Source organism: Azospirillum sp. FG154, assembly GCF_057809575.1.
Genome location: NZ_JBMDKF010000013.1, coordinates 20,986 through 38,334 on the forward strand (window position 1 = coordinate 20,986; position 17,349 = coordinate 38,334).

The window sequence follows — 17,349 nt, forward strand, 5'->3', positions numbered from 1 at the left end:
AACATCGGAACGTGCTAACGATAATGGGTGAACCGCGCCGGGATTGTCTGCGGCATTTGTTCGTGAGTCACGCCGCCATTTTCTGAGTGCTTACACCAGCGGCATTGAAGGATGACTCGTGCCGGGGGATTCCCTTTTGGTCTGAATCGTGTTCGCTATCGGCTTGCGGAAGGAGGCGTGCATGGCGGCGGTTGCGATCACGCGGTTGGACCTGAGTTCGGCGGAGTTGCTGGCCGAGCGTAGCGTTGGCGGATTGCCGCGCCGTCTGGGGTTCCGTCGCCTGTCGGTGCGTCCCCAGCATCCTCAGCAGGATGCTGCGGCGATTGAGGCTCATAAAAAACTTTGCCGCTCTGGTCGCTGCGGCGCCCGGCATCCATGCTGGTCGCGTAGTTCCTATTACGTTCGCATGAACCGAACAATATGATCGCTTTCGTGTCCGGCCCCCTATTTCGGCGAGCACGGCGATCGCCCGCAAGCTGGATGCGATCCCTCCGATCATCGGTGGCGGGCCGTTCTATGCCTTGACCGAGGGCGGCATCGAGAGCCTCAAGGAACTGATCCAAATCCACCGAACCGGACGCAGATCGATCCGATCCGCTTCCACATCATTCACCGACTGCGTAAACCGTCACTCGGCTTGCGACAATTCCGCCTGTCGGGCCAACACGCGGGCTTCGGTCGCCACATCCTCCCCTCCGGCGGCCATGCGCAGGAGCAGACTGTGCAGATCGCGGGTGATGGGACGAATTGGCGCGTCGGAGTTGGCCGCGTGCTGTTTCAGATTTGGATCGATGGTCTTGGCGACATCGGCTCGCGCCGCCGCCCGCTTTTCCGGATCGGTCAGCCCTAGAAAATCGGCCAGCCGGTCGTACTGGCGGGTCCAATCGGCGAACCAGGCGTCGTAATCGACGACCAGACGAGGCAGGCCCTGGCTGTACTGCAACGATTCGAAATAATGCCGGGTCCACAGCCGCTCGGCCTGGGGATAAGGCACCTGCCCCTTGGACGCGAAGGAGGTGGCGACAGTTCCCGGTCCACGCAGGCTGATGAGCAGCAATGGATCAAGCCGCAATGACGTCAGGATGTCGTTCCACAACGGCATCAGGCGCACCGTGCGGGGGTCCTTGAACCCCCACAGATCCGGCGTCTCATCCAGCTCACGCCGAACGATGTCGGCCAGTTCACGTTTGAGCGCCAACACCTCCGGTTGTTGCCACGCGGCGTCTGGAATCGGCCAATCGGCGGTTTCGCGATTCCAATAACGGTCCAGAATCTGCAAAAGCCGATCCTGGATCTCGGTGATCTGGGCGTGTTCCCAATAATCGTAACGTGGAGCCTGCTCAAAATTCTCACGCGTCAGCACGTGACGGCCAAGCTCCACGCCCATCAAGGCGATAGCGCGCGCCAGAAGCGAGGTGCCGCTGTTGTGCATCCCCAGCACGATGACCACCCGACGACGGGGGGGGCGGGAGAACAGGCCTTTGAACATTGCATGCATCCGCTGGTGTGGAAACGGCTGAGGTTCAGAGCGGTTGCGCCCGGCTGTCGAACGCGAAGTCAATGGGGCCGTTGGAACAGCGCCCACGCACCGGCAGGACCATGAACATGGCGACGTCCACCAAACGGCTCAACCAATGCCGTTCGCCTTCGATCAGACCCGAAATCGCGGCGTTGAGGAAATAGGTTCCTTCCATCATCCGGCATTCAAACTCGTGCGTCACCTCCAGCGTCGTTCCGGCCTCCACATAATCCAGAACGCGGGTGGTGTTCAGCGTCGTCGCTCCGCCCAGCTCGACGCCGGTGACGGTCTTGATCCGGGTCCCGACGGCGACCCCCCAGGCCGCGTCGTCGATTTTGACCTGATACTGGATCGTGTAACGGCGACCCGACATCAGCACATTCACACGGCGACCGTCCTGCGACCGGATTTGCACATCGAGAATGCAGGCCCCCCGGGTTTCGTAAGCCGTCGGGCTTTGAGGAACGAGGCCGGGATTGAAATGCTCCTCCAACTCCGCGTCGCCCTTTGCGGCGTTGGTCTCATCGGGGATCGGGGCTGCGCCCCCCACCCTCTCATCGGGCAATGGAGCCTCTCCCCGACGGGACGCCAACAGAGTCTCACGGAAAGCTGCCCGACGGTCAGCCGGGGTGTAGAGCAGCCGATGATAGAAATTGATCGCGCGGCGCGGCGGGCCGTCATACAGCAGCTCGCCATGATCGAGCAGGATGGCGCGATCACACAGCTCGACCACCTGGTTGGCCGAGTGGGAAACGAACAGGATGGTGGCGCCCTTAGCCTTGATCGCCTCGATCCGCGCCATGCAACGGCGCTGGAACGCTTCGTCACCGACGGCCAAAGCCTCGTCCACCACCAGGATGTCCGGGTTGACGGAAATGGCAACGGCGAAGGCAAGCCGCATGACCATGCCGGTTGAATAGGTCTTGGTTGGCTGGTCCAGGTGTGGGCCAATGTCGGCGAAAGCCGCGATGTCGTCGAACAGGCGGTCAGTCTCGTTCCGATCCAATCCCAGGATGGCGCTGTTCAGATAAACATTCTCGCGCCCGCTGAAATCCGGGTTGAAGCCGGAACCCAACTCCAGCAGCGCCGACACCCGGCCATTCACCATCACCTCACCCACCGATGGGCGCAGGGTGTGGCAAATGATCTGCAACAGGGTCGATTTGCCCGAACCGTTGTGACCGACGATCCCGACGGTGCTGCCGCGCTCGATCTCAAACCCGACGCCGCGCAGCGCCCAGAATTCCTGATAATAGCGGCGGCGATGCCGGAACAGCGCCTGCTTCAGACGGTCTTCGGGACGGCTGTAGATTTGGTAAACCTTGGAGACGTCGCGGACCGCAATGGCCAAATCGGATCGGAGCATGAAGGACGAACCGCTGTAGAACCCGGGAAGCTTGCCGTATCCTGCCGCAACACAACGCACGCAATATCCGAAGGGCGCGTCCAGAAGCGGGGCATACATAGTCCTGTGGGCTTCCGCCACGCAACCTTATTCTTTTCGACGCACCGCCGCCACCTCCGCGCCACAACAGCGGGAAGGTTGGACGCGCCATGGTTTTCCCACTAAGAAAACAAAGCGTTGACGATGGGCGGCATGGTCGCGGACAGAAGAAGGGCAACGATGATGATTCCGACAATCGATGCTCCGGCCCCCACGCGTGTCCTGTTCGTGACCGGCGCGCCGGCTGATGGGTTGGCTGGCGGGGTGAAAGTCATCCACCGCCACGCCGAACTGCTGGCGGATCTGGGAATCGACGCCCGTATTGTCGCCCCACACGGCCAACCGCTGTGGTTTCGCTCCCGCGCCGTGGTGGACAGCAGCCAGCGGCTGCGCGTGGATCCAACCGATTGTCTGGTCTTCGGGGAGGAGATGGACCGCCATTTCGACACGGCGCGCGCCCTGGCGTGCCAACAGGTGTTGTATTGTCAGAACCATCATTATCTGCGGCTGGAACGGCTGAACGGGCGTCAACCGGTCGATCTTGGCGTGCACCGCGTCGCGGCGGCCAGCCGGGCGATTGCCGATTTTTTTGATGGCGTGGTCGGTTGGGCCGACGTTCCAGTCCTATCGCCCCCCATTGATCCGGTCTTGTTCCGCCCAGGACCAAAACGTCTGCGGGTGGCTGTCCTGCCGCGCAAGCTGCCGGAGCACGCCGCCTTCATCCGGGCGGTCTTTCGCCACAAGAACCCCGATCTGGCAAACGTCGAATGGGTGGAGATCGTTGGCCGTCACGAAGAAGAGGTGGCTGAGATCCTGGCAGGCTCGGCGGCGCTGCTGTCGCTTGCCCACCGCGAGGGATTGGGCATGGTCGCGCTGGAAGCGATGGCCAGCGGCTGCGCCGTTGTCGGTTTCCACGGTATGGGGGGGTTGGATTACGCCACACCGGAAAACGGGCGTTGGTTCTTCAGCGATGAGATGGTCGCTTGCGCCGATGCCCTAGCCGATGTCCTGCGCGGACTGGAGCGCGGGGATTCCACCGTCGCAGCGATGATCGCGGCGGGACAGGCGACCGCCGCCACCCACGCCCCCAACCGGATCGCAGACGCCCTAACCGCTTTCTATGGGGGGCACGCATGACCGCATCCCCGTTCCCCGCCCGCATCGTCACCGGGGCGGACGCCCGTTACTTCGCAATGACCGGCCTGCTGACCCAGTCGCTGGCGCGATGGCTTCCCACCGCCCCGCCACCTCTGGTGTGTGACTTTGGCCTGACCCCGGCGCAGCGACGTTTCTTGGAGCAATCCGGGCGGCTCTTGCCCCGACCGGCCCGGATCCCGGACGGCGCACACCCCTATCTCGCCAAGGTGGCCCTTGCCGATTATCTGGCCGAACTTCCGGATGCTTGGAAAGAGCCGTTGATCTGGATCGACGGCGACATGATGGCGGTCGGTCCGCTGGACGCGCCGCTGCGCGGCTTGTGCGACGGCATGGCGCGGGCGGGCGTGACGCTGGCCGCCGCGCCTGACGCCGAGACCGCCGACATTGGATCCTTCATTGATCGCTGGCCGGTTGCTCCCTTTGCCGCCGCAGTCGCCGCGACAGGGATTCCGCCAACCCGCCCTTACCTCAACTCCGGTTTCTTCCTTTGCCGGGATTCCGCCGCCCTGGCCGAGATCCGCGACCAATGCGCGGCCATGGCCGATCACCCGATGAGCGATCAGAACGCGTTCAATCTGGTCGCTTGGGGCGGCGGTCGCCGCTGCGGGGTGCTGAACGGAGCGGTGTGGAACGTCCATGGCCGTCGGTTGGCAAGCATCGCCAACTCCGGTGACGAGGCCGCGCCGATCATGTGCGGTGGGCAAAACGCCCTGCTCCTGCACGCCACCTCCATTGGCGGCGCGCATCACGAGGAGCGCAGCGGTGGGTTGCGGGAACCGGGAGGGCGCGCTCTGCCAGTAACGGTAAAGGTCTTTCGCGCACCGCCCCTGGCGGTGATGCAGCGAGCGTTTCTCGGCGATTTCGCCGCCGCCCACCGTGATGAATTGCTCACCGCCGGGTGTTACAGCGATCCGGCTCCCTGACCGTCGATTGGTCAGCGGCACTCATGGGCGCGGGCGGACAACCAGACACGCCACCGTTGGGACAGGGTCAGCGGCGGCAAAGGGCCGGACAACCAACCGGAAAGATCACGTCCCAGATACCGGCCAAGCCGTTCGATCTTGGGCCGGTACATCCTGTCCAGATAATGGCGCAGGGTCGGCCGCATCGGCTGACCGGAGCCGACATTGTGCGGGGTGGATAGGGAGTCGTCGGGAATGCCGTCATACACCGCCGGATCAACGCCAAGATGGGCGCAGCAGCGCTTCATAACCCCTCGTGGATCGGCAACGATGTCATCGAAGGTTTCCACATGGATCTGTTCGGCGGGAAAGTGGCTGCGCCAGACGGTCAGGCAGGTTTCGTAATCACCGCGCTTGGCCGATCCACCCGCATTGAAATGATCAATGAACCAAGCGTCCGACGCCTCTTGCAGGGTCATTTCCGCGCGCGGCAACGCCATCAGCGCCGCCGACCACGCCCGTTCGATCGGGTTGCGCATCAGGTAAATCAGACGGAGATCAGGGAACTCCCGCCGGATCTCCGTCACCACATCCAATGACAGGATTCCATAGGCCGGGGTGATCTCCCCCGCCACGGTTCCGGTCGGGGCGACCGTAAACTGATCTCGGTACCAATCCAGACCACGGGCGCGGTGCCAGTCCCAGAAATGAAGCTCCTTTTCCTCCGTCAGGAAGACATCCGGGTGCTTCTTCAGATTGAAGTAAAGCCAAGTCGTGCCGGCCTTCTGGGCGCCGATGCCAAGGAACTGGAGCATGAGGGGATGATTACCGAGTTGGTGCAGAAGAGGCAGTCAGCGGCAACGACCGTCACATCACATCGGCAAAGGCCGGACGGCTGCGGTTGAACCAGTACAGACCGGCAGCGGCGACCAGAACAGCGACAAGGCTGTAAATCCCAAGCTGCGGCCAATTGGGCAGAACCCCCCAGATGATCAGACCGCGCGCCTGCTCCACCGGAATGGTCAACGGGTTGAGAACGAGAAAGCCGCGCAACGCTTCGGGAATGGCGCTGCTTGGGAACAGGATCGGGCTGAGAAACAGCATAAGGGTCAACAACGGCGGCATCACTTGCCCAATGTCACGCAGAAAGACCCCAAAAGACGCCAGAAACCACACCAACCCCAGAGTCAATAGCACGAAGGGGAAAACCACCACCGGCAGCAGGATCACCGTCCAGGGCAGCACCCCCTGCACCAACCCGTAAATGGCAAACAACGCCACAAAGCTGATGGCCCCGTGGAACAGCGCCGATCCAATCGTGCTCCAGCCCAGAATTTCCAAAGGGAAGACCACACGCTTGACCAAATTGGCGTTTCCAAGGATCAAACCGGGAGCGCGACTCAGGCACTCGGCAAGAAAGCTGTGCAGAATCAGTCCGACGAACAGGATCAGGGCGAAGCTGACATGCCCATCGGTCGCCGTTGTAGCCTGATCCGGCGCTCCTGCGGTCCATTGCGTTTTGAACATCACACCGAACACCAGCGTGTACATCGCCAGCATCACCAGCGGAGTCAGGAACGACCAGAGCAGGCCAACAGCCGACCCCCGATAGCGTCCGGCGATGTCACGCCATGTCAACTGACGCACCAGATAATGATGCTGGAACAGGCTGTGGGGAATGCGCAAAAGGCTCGCGAACATCGCTTTGGTATTCGGTCAGGGAATGGGATCGGAGAGAGGTGGGCCACGCTTTGGCACGGGCGGGTGATCTATAACACGCTTATCTCGCCCGAGTACACCAGGAAGGGGCAAGGGGGAGCCAAGCCGAAGACGCAGCGTGTCGCCATGCCTCCATCGACTTTTTTTCCTTCCCCGCCCAACATTGCCAAGAAGTAATGTGCAATGCGCTGCGGCCCATTTTATCCTGCTTTCGAGCCAAGCTGAGTTTGCCAACTATAGCGCGCGACGTTGAGGTTGCAGCCCCATGCCTCGTGGTGTGCGCGCGCTATAGTTGGCAGTCCCTTTCCCTTCTTATCAAAATGGTTTTAACCGGCAAAGCGCCTGACCTCGAATGGGCAGGGGTTTTTGTGGCGTCCACGTTTTCGATATCGGCGTTTTCACCAATCCTCCATGCTCGTGGCGGCTTTCTGGACAAGCCATGGAGCGGAGGGCATAACAAGCGACATGGGCGCCTTGCGCCTTTGAAAGCCGGCTGTCGATAAGGCCCAGCGCCGATGAATCTCGCCCTTCTGTTTTGGTTTTACAAGGATTTGGACGTCTGCGAAAACCGGCTGGCGGCGTTGCGCGCCTGCAACCTGAACCGCCCGATCTATGGTTTGTACGGGGGCGATCCGGCAGAGGCCGCGCACGTCCAGGCCCGGCTGAGCTGTTGGCTCAACGACTTTTATGTTTTCACCGAAAACCAGGATTCCCACTGGAAATGGCAGCATGGCGATCAGCTCATCGCCGCTTGGCATCGTGATCGTGGGCATGCGTTGGCGTGGGACACCATCGTCATCGTTCAATGGGACATGCTGCTTCTGGCGCCAGTGGAGCGGCTGTTCCCCACCTTGAAGCCAGGAGAGGCATTGTTTTCGGGGTTACGCCCTGAGCATGAGGTCGCCGACTGGTGGGGATGGCTGAACGGAGCCGACCCTGAAAAGCGCGCGGACCGAGACGCGTTCCGTCTTTATCTGGAAACGGAACATGGCTATCGCGATGCGCTGCTATGCTGCCTGTTCATCGTCGTCTGCCTGCCCCGGCGTTTTCTGGACCTCTACAACGCCGCCGGACCACCGCTCGCCGGTTTCCTAGAATACAAGCTGCCAACCCTTGCGCGGGTTTTCGGAATTCCCTTTTGTGTGGAGCACCCCTACCGTCCCTGGTGGGCCAGCAACCCCGTCACCCGCCAGGCCCCGGAACGGGAACGGTTGTTGAACGCTGTTGGACAGGACATTTCTCTGAACGCCGTTCTGGCGGAAACAGTCCGGAAAGACGGCCTGCGGATCATGCACCCATACCGACAGCGTTTCCCGCGTTCGTTCGGCAATCGCTGGATGGCGTGGGTGGTTTTGCAGGCGCGACGGTGGCTCCGACGCTGACGCCGGAGCGTCAATGATTTGCTCGGCTTGCCTCCTGACAACCCACAGCATGCTCTCCATGTTTCGTGTGATTGCTGGATGATGTAGTGTCATCCATGCACAGCGTTTTCGCCACGAGGTTTTGTATCATGCACAGCGTCCGTTCCGCCGTTCTGATCGCTGCCCTGTCCTCCACTGTTCTGGCGGGGTGCCAGACCGGTTCCATAGGTACGAAGGAGGGGTTTGGCGCCGTTGGCGGCGCCGTGGCCGGCGGCCTGATCGGCTCGCGCTTTGGCGGCGGCACGGGCAAACTGGTGGCTGTGGGCGTCGGCTCGCTGCTCGGCGCCTTCGTCGGACGGGAAATCGGCGCGTCGTTGGACAAGGCCGATCAGACCTACGCGGATCAAGCCGCCACTCGTGCCTACAGCGCCCCCATTGGTCAACCCATCCGCTGGAACAATCCCCAATCCGGAAACCAGGGAACCATCGTGCCGATCCGGGATGGCTACGCCGAAGGTGGAGCTTATTGCCGCGAATTCCAGCAGACCATCGTGGTTGGTGGTAGAACCGAGCAGGCCCACGGCAGCGCCTGCCGTCAACCGGATGGCTCGTGGAAGATCGTGGGATAATTATTTCATCAACAGCCAGACTGACACTGAAGTGTAATGCCAATATGAAGCGCAGCGAACTCTCCCTTGATTCAGTACAAATGGAGAAAATACTACAAGATCCCCTTGTATCGCTTAGTTTTGGCCAAGAGGGAGAGGATCTTCTAATCGCGGCTTTGCTGAACATTCCCTCTCAGAAATTTGGCTTTTATGTGGATGTTGGCGCTCATCACCCAAGGCGTTTTTCAAATACCTATGCCTTCTATTTGAAAGGTTGGTCAGGGATCAATATTGATCCCTATCCATATGGCATGAAAGCGTTTCAGTCCACTCGCCCTCGCGATGTCAATCTGGAAATCGGGATCGCGGCAAACGCAGGTCAATTGACTTATTTCATGTTCGACGACGCAGCCCTGAACACCTTTGACGCAGAGCGCGCTCAGCACCTGGAGGCCAACACCCCATACCGGTTGGTGGGTCAAATGACCGTGCCGGTTCAACCGCTCGTCCAGATTTTGGACACTCATCTCCCCCATGGGCAAGTGATCGACTTTTTGAACGTCGACGCAGAAGGGTTTGACTTAACCGTACTGTCATCAAACGATTGGACCCGGTACCGTCCAACCTTGGTGATCGCAGAGGATGGACAGGCCAACGCGGCTCATCTCATGGACAGCCCCTTGGTTCGTTTTATGGATGAAGTGGGATATGAACCAGTCATCCGCTTGCCGCGCAGTATTTTTTTCCAGAAACGGCCTTGCTGACAGGCACGTTACCCCTATCGATTGAAACAGCCCGCTTAGGGTAGGAGTATGCCGAGCTGCGGGTGTCTCCAATTATCCATACGGCGTAACCTCTCACATGGACAGCACGGACAAAACGATGACTCTGCCCATTCATCCGGCCACCAACACGCAAACCCCGGCGATCGATTTCGATGGATGGCGTCATCGCATCCGGCAAGACGTCGCGTGGAATTACCATTTCGAAATGGGTTGCGCGCTGTGGCGAACCGGAGACTGGACGGCAACCTCCGCCGCTTTCTCTCGGGCTGTCGAGGCCGATCCGCATCGGCTCATCGCCCATTGTGGCCTGTTCCTGGCTTTGGAGCACAGCGGGCAAAGTCAAGATGCTGCGCAAAGCCGCGCGCAAGGCTTGGCTTTGACGGCTGATTTCGATACCCAGGCACAAGCTATGGAGTTGTGCTTTCTGGCCGATCACGACATCTCAACGCAAGAGTGGAAGCAAGCCATCAGTCGGCTTGATAAAGCGGCCTCTTTGGCGATAAATGAAGAAATCCGCGCGGAGTTGGTTAAACGTTACCTCATACTGAGTCGCCATTTCATAAAATTGGATCAGTCAATTTGTCTCGATATTTTGGATAGAGCGTCAAACATATCCCCTAACGATTCGTCTCTTTATTTTCAAATTGGTTTGCTTTATAGGGAAATCCCATCTGGGATGGAAAAAGCAGAAAATTCATACAGTGTCGCATTGGAAAGTGACCCAGACAACATTAACATTCTGATAAGTTCAGCAAATACAAATCTATACTTGTGCAACTTTAAAAAATCTCAAGATCAATTGCAACGTGCTTTCAATCAGGATCCCTATAGGGTGCAAATTATTGATCTTATGGGGCACCTCATGCTGGTTCAGAATCGATTTGATGAGGCAGAACAGCTTCTGGCCCCCGCCATTGCAAGCAACCCGGCAAATCTTGATCTCGTCAGCATTTTGGTCCTCAACAAAATTGGCGCCGGGCGTTTGGCCGACGCCAAGATCGCAATTGATGAAGCTATGAGCCAGGGGAACGCGCCCTATCAACCAATATTTATCAATATGCAGGCTCTGATTGCCCAACGTCAGGGTGATTATGCCACAGCAAACACATTGCACAGCAAAGCTGCTGCTCTGGCCCCCCATGCGATGAGCATACACATCGATTGGGGTTTCACCTTGCACTTGGCTGGCCAAGAGGAAGAGGCCCGCGCTGTCCAGCAGAGCGTTATCGACCAACAGTACCGTTGGTTTGCGGTTGCCTCCCACCTGCGCCCTTGGGCAACCGAGCAAATGAAAGCTGTCTATCGGGCGCGCGGGGCCGTTTTCTGAGCCTGCTCCGCGCGAGTAGACACCAGATCATACAGGCCGAAGCTCAGCCTGCATGATCTGGTTCCCGTTTTCCGGACAGTTTGGCTGCTGAACACCTCGAAGAACCTGTGTTTTTGCGTGCAATGAGCGCGTATGTGCGGAAATGACGAGCATTTTGGCATGATTTTGGCTGAAGCTGATGGCGTTTGAGCTGCCTGACCATCGTCAGGCAACGCCATGCGGCTGGATATGAGTCAACGCCGGGATGGAGAATCCGCCGCGCCTCCACCTGAGTGAGGCCGAGAAGGGGCGCCTGTTTGTGGAGCAAGCGGCGTTGATCGAGCGCTTGGCCGCGCGGATCACAGAACGTGAGACGCTGGTCGGCAAGCCGCGCAAGGCGTCGTCAAATTCCCACATCCCGGGGTCGCAGGATGGCCCCCGATCCCGACCGGGATCGGATTGGCGGCATGACACGGACCTGAGCCAAGCTTATCCCAGCCGCAAAACTGTCCGGGGAACGGGAATCACCGAGAGCCAACCAAAACAAATCAAGCACAATCATGAACTTACAAAATTGCATCAAGATAATCTCTGAAACATACAATAATGATTAAATTTAACAGTATATATACATACGATTTATCCTGAAAATATTTTCTGAAATCCCTATTGATATTCACGAAAATCCACGCCATCAAGCATGATGACGAGATTCATAGTCTGAAACAACGATTTTGTTCTTCTTCTCGAAAAGAAACCCCCAAATTTCCGGCTGTTCTGGAGCATGATTCACCCATTGATGCTCTGTTGGAACCAATTTGCGATCAAGCCGCAACCCCGCCAACTCACTCGCCCTTATCAACTCCAGACGATTGATCGCCCAGCACGGATAGGCGCTTTGATAGTCCGATCCACTGTCATGATGGAGCATGGCAAAAGTTGGGACAGAGCAGACCACCGGAACCCGCAACAACACCAGGATTCCCTTGGTCGCCGCAGCCAATTTGGCCAGCACCTCTTGCCACTGTTCCGTATGATGAAGCGCGGCTTGCGCGATCACCAAATCATACGGGGATCCGTCAAAACCGCCATCCACACTGGTGAATGTAGCCTCTGGTGTAAGAGATCGGCCAAAAACCGCAACCTCTTCCTGCTCCTGCACATGATAGTCCAGCGTTATTCCAGGCAGAAGACTGGACAGGGCAGGGTAAAGCCCACCCAGCCCCCCTCCCCAATCCAAAACAGACACCCGAGTGCGACCGCACGCCACACGCAAGGCTGCGTAAGCCAGAGTCATCACTTCGTTTTGAACGCGCAGATCACCACCGATGGGTTGTGTCGTTCCCATCCGCCGCCGGACCACCGCCACACGCGCCGCCATTGCTTCCAGCGCTGTGCGTTTTGACCAACCTGGCGCCAAATCCGGATCTGTGATCCAGCCGTCTGGTCGATGCTCCCATGAGGATGGAGGACGCGCCGTCTCTTCTTCATCCCGCAAACTGTCAACATGGTGGGGCAGAGCGTGGCGTTCAGCGAAATGACGCAGGCGCTCTTCATAAAGCCCATACAACCGATCCACAACGCTCTGGTCAGGCCGTGGTTCGATGACGCCATATTCGCCCAAATTCCGTTGCGCTGTTCCCGCTGCCCCCAAACGAAAACGATGGAAATGAAAAAACAGAAGCGGAACGTCATCCACCCAGATCTCATCTCCTTTAAGCGTCAAGGTGGCCGAATCAAGATTCCACGGAGCCAAATTGACTCCCCGGTGTTCTAAAATACAAACATTATTATAACGAACTGGCCAATCATCCAAATATCTCTGATCGCCGAATCGATCTCCATCGACATAATCATAACACCAATCCAAACATTGACGCCGATAATCTTCTAAGCAAGACATTCCAGATTGATCGCGACGCCAAGTCAACCACCCAACGTTAAACAATCCATATCGACGCCGACACGAGTTTTTCTTAGAAAAACGATGAGGAACAATAGCAATTGAAGAATTCCCAATCTGATCAAAGATGGCGTTGGGATCCTGAAAGAAATACAAATCCGCATCCACATAGGTAAGTCGGCTGATCTCGGGATTGCAATCAAAAATCGCTTTGCAGAACGATCCCGTCAGCGTGAAGTAGTAGGCCGCTCCGGGCCGCTCCGCCCGCACCGCAGCCAGTTCGGGATCCAGTCGCTCCAACTTCGCCAAGGGCAACAGGCGAACTCCGTCGTCCGGCACAGCGGACAATCGTTCCCACACCTCATCATCCAAACACAAGATGTGCAGGCGAACAGGGGCAGGACTGCGGCGCAGGGATTCGAGAAGCGCCAATCCACGAGTCAGGTAGCGGGAATCAAAATAGGTGCAAAATTCATGTTCAAAGACAGGCTGTACCATGCAGCGCCCCAGAAACCAGCGGACCGATGATCCAGTATGGCCGAGAGCTGGCGCAATGGACAGACTCAACGGAAATAAAGCTTCCTTAACTCTTCAGGCCAGTGATAGCAAAACAGTGCGCTTTCCGCGCTGGACCAGAGGCGGCTTTTCCGATGATCGACCCCAACAGCCATAGAACACCCACCCGATCCCCCGAACGCCTGCGACTCGTTCAGTTGGAAAGCTTCTACCCCGCGTATCTTGATCATTTCTACGCGCAGAAACCGGCCCGTCTTGATATGGGATCGGATGCGCAAACACGCGCTCTGCTCGACGATGGCTTCAGCGCGGCGCACATCATCACCCCCTATCTTGCTTCTTTGGGGTACGACGCTCATTTCGTCGTCGGCAACGCCATTCCCCTGCAGGCGGCGTGGCTCAAAGAGCAGGGGGTCGCCAACCCACCGCGCTGCGTGTTTCCAACCGAAGCTCTGCGTGCACGCATTGACGCGCTTGCGCCTGACATTCTGTATTGCAGCGACGCCATCACCTATGACAGCCGCTTCATCCGCTCCTTGCGCCGACGCCCAAGACTGGTGATTGGTTGGCAAGGAACGGACATCCCGGTCAACACCGACTGGAGCGCCTTTGATGTGATCCTGTCGGGGCTGTCCCAGGTCCGAGCCATGGCGCCCATGTTCGGCGCCATGGCTGCGGTCCCATACGCCCCCGGCTTCCCCACTTGGATCGCAGACGCTGTCGCGGATGCCCCGATTCAACACGACGTCGTGTTTGCAGGATCATACACCAGCACGCAACACGCTCTGCGCAACACACTGCTGCGCCGCTTGGCTGAGGCCAGCGAGACGCACGGCTTCAGTTTGGCGTTGCACCTGAGCGGCGCCCTTGATGATCTTTCCCCTGCCGTCCAACGCTGCCTACAGCCTCCGGTCTTCGGCGTTGGCATGCAACAGGCCTTGAAGAGCGGGCGCATCGTTTTCGACGCCCGCGCCACCATCCTGGCAAACGACCGAGATGGCGCGTCGTTTGATGTGGGAAGCGACGAAACCACCAACATGCGGCTTTTCGAGACAACAGGGGTCGGGGCCTGCCTGCTCACCCCGCATTACAAGAATCTTGCCGACTTTTTTGAACCAGGCCGGGAGGCCGCCACATTCCAGACCGCCGACGATCTGATCGCAACCGTTCTGCGCCTGCTGGCCACTCCGCAAGAGCGGGAAGCCATAGCGGCCAACGGACAGCGGCGTTGCCTCCAGGATCACAGCATGGAACGACGCGCCATCTGGTTTGACCAAATCGTGCGCCGGCATCTGGTCAGCGAACGCTCTGAGAGCGCTCAATCAACGCAGACAGTCGCAACGTCCATGATCTCCGCACGCTTTGGCGCATCCAACGCGGCGACGGCGCTCCTGTCACTCGAACACGCGCTGCGTCTTGCCGATGACGGTTGGGATGACGTGCGCCTGCGGATCACGCCAACCGACAGCATCGCAGCCGAGATCGCCCGCCACCGCTACCCGCAGGCTGACATCGGCCCCATCACCCCCACCGCACCCAAAATGGTGGAGCGCGAGAACGTTCCTTTGGATGCGGTTGTGCGGATGCACGCGCGTCTGAGCCGCGATTACGACATCGCCCCCCTTCAATTCACAGCCGATGGATACACCGTCGTTGATCGCACGACCGCCATCGCCGTGTCCGTGGCGGATGGCTGGTCATCCGACTCGGTCGCCGAATGGCAAAACGACGCGTACGAAGCGCTGCTGACGGACATGCGGGCGGGATCACCCCGTGTCGATCTCTCCATCGCCGCCGAAGCGGTGGCCGCGACCGGATTGACGGCTCCCTCCCTGTTGGAAATCGGGTGTGGCGGCGGGTATTACGCCGACGTGTTCGCCCACCTGCTGAACGGATCGGTTCACTACAGCGGGATCGATCGTCACCCAACGATGATCGCTGCGGCGATCAAGCGACGCCCCTCTCTGTCCCTGGCCGTCGCCGACGCCACGCGGTTGCCACATCCAGACGCATCGGTCGACATTGTTTTCAATGGCGTCTCTCTGATGCACATCATGGATTACGAGGCCGCCATCGCCGAAGCCGCACGGGTGGCGCGCCATTTCTGCGTCTTCCACACGGTTCCCGTCCTATCGGGACGCGCCACCAGCTTCCTGACGAAGAGCGGCTATGGCCAGCCGATGGCGGAGGTTGTTCTGAATGAAGGAGAGTTGCGATTTTTGTTTGCCAGGCACGGGTTGCGGGTGGTTCGGGTGTGGCGCAGCCTGCCCTATGATTTGCGTGGCGTTCTGGGTGAACAAACCGTCACAAAGACCTTTCTGTGCGAACCCATCCGGGGAGTCGCCACCCCACCCAAACCCGCCCTGCTGAACATTGGCTGTGGCGGCCGTTTTCACGAAGATTGGGTCAACATGGACATCGTCCCCCATGGCTACGGGACGTTGGTCCATAACGCCGCCACCGGCTTGCCCTTCCCTGACAACAGCTTTGAAGCCGTCTATCACTCCCATGTTCTGGAACATTTGCCCCGCCGGGACGCGCCGTTCCTGATCCGGGAATGCCTGCGCGTCCTGAAACCGGGCGGAATCATTCGGGTCGCGGTTCCCGATCTGGAAACCCAATGCCGCCTTTATCTGGGGCTGCTGGATCGTGTCGCCGGATCACCATCGGATGCGACGCCCGATGACGATGCGCGATACGATTGGCTGGTGGTCGAAATGCTGGATCAACTGGTGCGCCATCGCTCCGGCGGCGATATGCAACGCCTCCTGACCCGGCGCCCTCTGCGGGCCGCCGACTTGATCGCCGAACGCATCGGACGCGACACGCTGGCGATGATTGGCCCACGACAAGACACGATCACCACCGAACTTGATGACGCCGCAACGGGTCGATTCCGGCGCTCCGGCGAGGCGCATCAGTGGATGTACGACCGTTTTTCTCTGCATCGCCTGCTGAAACGGGCCGGGTTCAGCGATCCACACGTCCGCGACGCCTCGTCATCCGTCATCCCCGGCTTCAGCGATTATTGCCTGGACACCACCGTGGACGGAGCAACCCGCAAACCGGACAGCCTGTTCATGGAAGCGGTCAAACGCCTGCCAGCCGCATCAACGGATGGAGAAGGGGGGGCGTGACAGACGCCGCCAACCATCAATCCGGGAATCATGCTGCAAAACCGGCCCCATAAAGCCAGCCTCGGCCAGACCACCATGATCTTTCGGATTGGCCAGCCGCTCATACAGGGACCACACGGCATCCCGTTCCATCGCGCCGGGCATGGTCAGGGCGTCCACCTCACGGTAATAACCGGCCAGATCATCGCTGATCTGGCCGGGGTGGCGGCGAAAGCAGCCCAACACGCTGTTGACCATCACAAAATCGCTGTGCTTGGCAAAGCGGCGCCACAGCTCAAAATCGCCTGCAGCGCGCAGCGAGGCATCCAATCGCCCTCCCGCGTCCAACCACAGGGTTGCGGCCCAAAAACACCCTTCCTGCTGCACAAAAGGCAAATGCCGTCCATCGTGCAATCCAACCGCAAGGCTGCGCCGGGGATAACCAACAGCGTCCTCCATCCGGATCAGGGTGCCGGAACGATTGATATGGGCCGTCCGGCCACCAAGCCAACGGATGGACGGATCCGCCCGCACAAGCTCCAGAACCGTGGCCATGGCCGATGGAACCAAACGGTCGCTGGCGTTGATCCACCCCATCCAATCGGTTTTTTCCACTCCGACAACCCGAAAGCCCTTGTCAAGGGCATCGTACAATCCACCATCCGGCGCGCTTTCCCACGTCATCCGAATCCCACCATCAGGACCGCTGGGCAAGCCACCATTGGCCAGCGCCCGCTCCCAGGCTTTCAAACGTTCGACGGTTCCATCCGTTGACCCACCATCCTGCAAATGATAGCGAAGCTGGAAAGGGCCGGATTGCGTCACGACGCTCGCAATGGTGTCGTCGATCAGTTCAACCGCGTTGCGGCAAGGGGTCACAATGGTGAAACGGCGCATGATGCGTACAACGGCCCGGTTCCTGACAAAGACGATCCTGCGCATGAGGCAAGAAGGCAGGGCGCTTGTCCAGATGCGGCGAACCGACCGTTCGTCGCACGGCGCCGCTCAAGGG

13 protein-coding genes and 2 pseudogenes are annotated in these 17,349 nt (G+C 59.2%); 9 read left to right on the forward strand and 6 right to left on the reverse strand.

The annotated features are described in order from the left end of the window. Positions 1-226: 226 nt before the first annotated feature. Positions 227-365: pseudogene (locus ACODS4_RS15945) on the forward strand (helix-turn-helix domain-containing protein); the annotation flags it as partial. A 263-nt stretch (positions 366-628) separates the two neighbouring features. Here ACODS4_RS15945 and ACODS4_RS15950 read toward each other — a convergent pair. Beyond that, positions 629-1,489, reverse strand: a complete 861-nt coding sequence (locus ACODS4_RS15950) for a sulfotransferase family protein (protein WP_488865315.1) — start codon at positions 1,487-1,489, stop codon at positions 629-631. Between the two features lie 34 nt (positions 1,490-1,523). After that, complete coding sequence (locus ACODS4_RS15955; RefSeq protein WP_488865317.1) at positions 1,524-2,885, reverse strand: ABC transporter ATP-binding protein; 1,362 nt, start codon at positions 2,883-2,885, stop codon at positions 1,524-1,526. Between the two features lie 258 nt (positions 2,886-3,143). Between ACODS4_RS15955 and ACODS4_RS15960 the strand changes: the two genes are divergently transcribed. Beyond that, entirely contained in the window at positions 3,144-4,100 is a 957-nt protein-coding gene (locus tag ACODS4_RS15960) for a glycosyltransferase (RefSeq protein ID WP_488865319.1), read from the forward strand. Beyond that, on the forward strand, positions 4,097-5,044 hold the full coding sequence (locus tag ACODS4_RS15965) for a hypothetical protein (RefSeq protein ID WP_488865321.1): 948 nt from the start codon (positions 4,097-4,099) through the stop codon (positions 5,042-5,044). The genes ACODS4_RS15960 and ACODS4_RS15965 overlap by 4 nt, the downstream gene beginning before the upstream one ends. A gap of 11 nt (positions 5,045-5,055) precedes the next feature. On the opposite strand, the gene ACODS4_RS15970 is transcribed toward ACODS4_RS15965, so the two are convergent. Both ACODS4_RS15970 and ACODS4_RS15975 read right to left on the reverse strand, forming a co-directional pair. Beyond that, positions 5,056-5,838 carry a sulfotransferase family protein gene (locus tag ACODS4_RS15970; protein ID WP_488865322.1) on the reverse strand — a complete coding sequence of 261 codons (783 nt, stop codon included), beginning with the start codon at positions 5,836-5,838 and terminating at the stop codon, positions 5,056-5,058. Between the two features lie 52 nt (positions 5,839-5,890). Continuing rightward, positions 5,891-6,724, reverse strand: coding sequence for an ABC transporter permease (locus ACODS4_RS15975; protein ID WP_488865324.1), 834 nt, complete (start codon positions 6,722-6,724; stop codon positions 5,891-5,893). Between the two features lie 533 nt (positions 6,725-7,257). On the opposite strand from ACODS4_RS15975, the gene ACODS4_RS15980 reads away from it, so the two are divergent. The 5 genes and pseudogenes from ACODS4_RS15980 to ACODS4_RS16000 form a co-directional block, all read left to right on the forward strand. After that, a complete protein-coding gene (locus tag ACODS4_RS15980) occupies positions 7,258-8,124 on the forward strand; it encodes a hypothetical protein (RefSeq protein WP_488865325.1) in 867 nt (288 codons plus the stop codon). Between the two features lie 128 nt (positions 8,125-8,252). Then, positions 8,253-8,732, forward strand: coding sequence for an RT0821/Lpp0805 family surface protein (locus tag ACODS4_RS15985; protein WP_488865327.1), 480 nt, complete (start codon positions 8,253-8,255; stop codon positions 8,730-8,732). 44 nt (positions 8,733-8,776) lie between these two features. Continuing rightward, complete coding sequence (locus tag ACODS4_RS15990) at positions 8,777-9,475, forward strand: FkbM family methyltransferase (protein WP_488865328.1); 699 nt, start codon at positions 8,777-8,779, stop codon at positions 9,473-9,475. 97 nt (positions 9,476-9,572) lie between these two features. Next, positions 9,573-10,823: a tetratricopeptide repeat protein gene (locus ACODS4_RS15995; RefSeq protein WP_488865330.1), complete on the forward strand. Its 1,251-nt coding sequence runs from the start codon at positions 9,573-9,575 to the stop codon at positions 10,821-10,823. Positions 10,824-11,067: 244 nt separating this feature from the next. Beyond that, positions 11,068-11,259 (forward strand): annotated as a pseudogene (locus ACODS4_RS16000) (IS66 family transposase); the annotation flags it as partial. Between the two features lie 237 nt (positions 11,260-11,496). Here ACODS4_RS16000 and ACODS4_RS16005 read toward each other — a convergent pair. Further along, positions 11,497-13,272, reverse strand: coding sequence for a class I SAM-dependent methyltransferase (locus ACODS4_RS16005; protein ID WP_488865332.1), 1,776 nt, complete (start codon positions 13,270-13,272; stop codon positions 11,497-11,499). An 83-nt stretch (positions 13,273-13,355) separates the two neighbouring features. Between ACODS4_RS16005 and ACODS4_RS16010 the strand changes: the two genes are divergently transcribed. After that, positions 13,356-16,358 (forward strand): methyltransferase domain-containing protein, encoded by a 3,003-nt coding sequence (locus ACODS4_RS16010; RefSeq protein WP_488865334.1) that lies wholly within the window; start codon positions 13,356-13,358, stop codon positions 16,356-16,358. Here the strand turns inward: ACODS4_RS16010 and ACODS4_RS16015 are convergent. Further along, the gene (locus ACODS4_RS16015; RefSeq protein ID WP_488865336.1) at positions 16,332-17,234 is read right to left on the reverse strand and encodes a glycosyltransferase; all 903 of its coding nucleotides are present in this window, start codon (positions 17,232-17,234) and stop codon (positions 16,332-16,334) included. The genes ACODS4_RS16010 and ACODS4_RS16015 overlap by 27 nt on opposite strands. Positions 17,235-17,349: the final 115 nt, after the last annotated feature.

Bases quoted from the DNA above. Each gene is read 5' to 3' on its own strand.
- ACODS4_RS16010 (WP_488865334.1), top strand. From the start codon at position 13,356: ATGATCGACCCCAACAGCCATAGAACACCCACCCGATCCCCCGAACGC.
- ACODS4_RS15950 (WP_488865315.1), bottom strand. From the start codon at position 1,489: ATGTTCAAAGGCCTGTTCTCCCGCCCCCCCCGTCGTCGGGTGGTCATC.
- ACODS4_RS15980 (WP_488865325.1), top strand. From the start codon at position 7,258: ATGAATCTCGCCCTTCTGTTTTGGTTTTACAAGGATTTGGACGTCTGC.
- ACODS4_RS15960 (WP_488865319.1), top strand. From the start codon at position 3,144: ATGATGATTCCGACAATCGATGCTCCGGCCCCCACGCGTGTCCTGTTC.
- ACODS4_RS15955 (WP_488865317.1), bottom strand. From the start codon at position 2,885: ATGCTCCGATCCGATTTGGCCATTGCGGTCCGCGACGTCTCCAAGGTT.
- ACODS4_RS15970 (WP_488865322.1), bottom strand. From the start codon at position 5,838: ATGCTCCAGTTCCTTGGCATCGGCGCCCAGAAGGCCGGCACGACTTGG.
- ACODS4_RS15965 (WP_488865321.1), top strand. From the start codon at position 4,097: ATGACCGCATCCCCGTTCCCCGCCCGCATCGTCACCGGGGCGGACGCC.
- ACODS4_RS15975 (WP_488865324.1), bottom strand. From the start codon at position 6,724: ATGTTCGCGAGCCTTTTGCGCATTCCCCACAGCCTGTTCCAGCATCAT.
- ACODS4_RS15995 (WP_488865330.1), top strand. From the start codon at position 9,573: ATGGACAGCACGGACAAAACGATGACTCTGCCCATTCATCCGGCCACC.
- ACODS4_RS16015 (WP_488865336.1), bottom strand. From the start codon at position 17,234: ATGCGCCGTTTCACCATTGTGACCCCTTGCCGCAACGCGGTTGAACTG.
- ACODS4_RS15985 (WP_488865327.1), top strand. From the start codon at position 8,253: ATGCACAGCGTCCGTTCCGCCGTTCTGATCGCTGCCCTGTCCTCCACT.
- ACODS4_RS15990 (WP_488865328.1), top strand. From the start codon at position 8,777: ATGAAGCGCAGCGAACTCTCCCTTGATTCAGTACAAATGGAGAAAATA.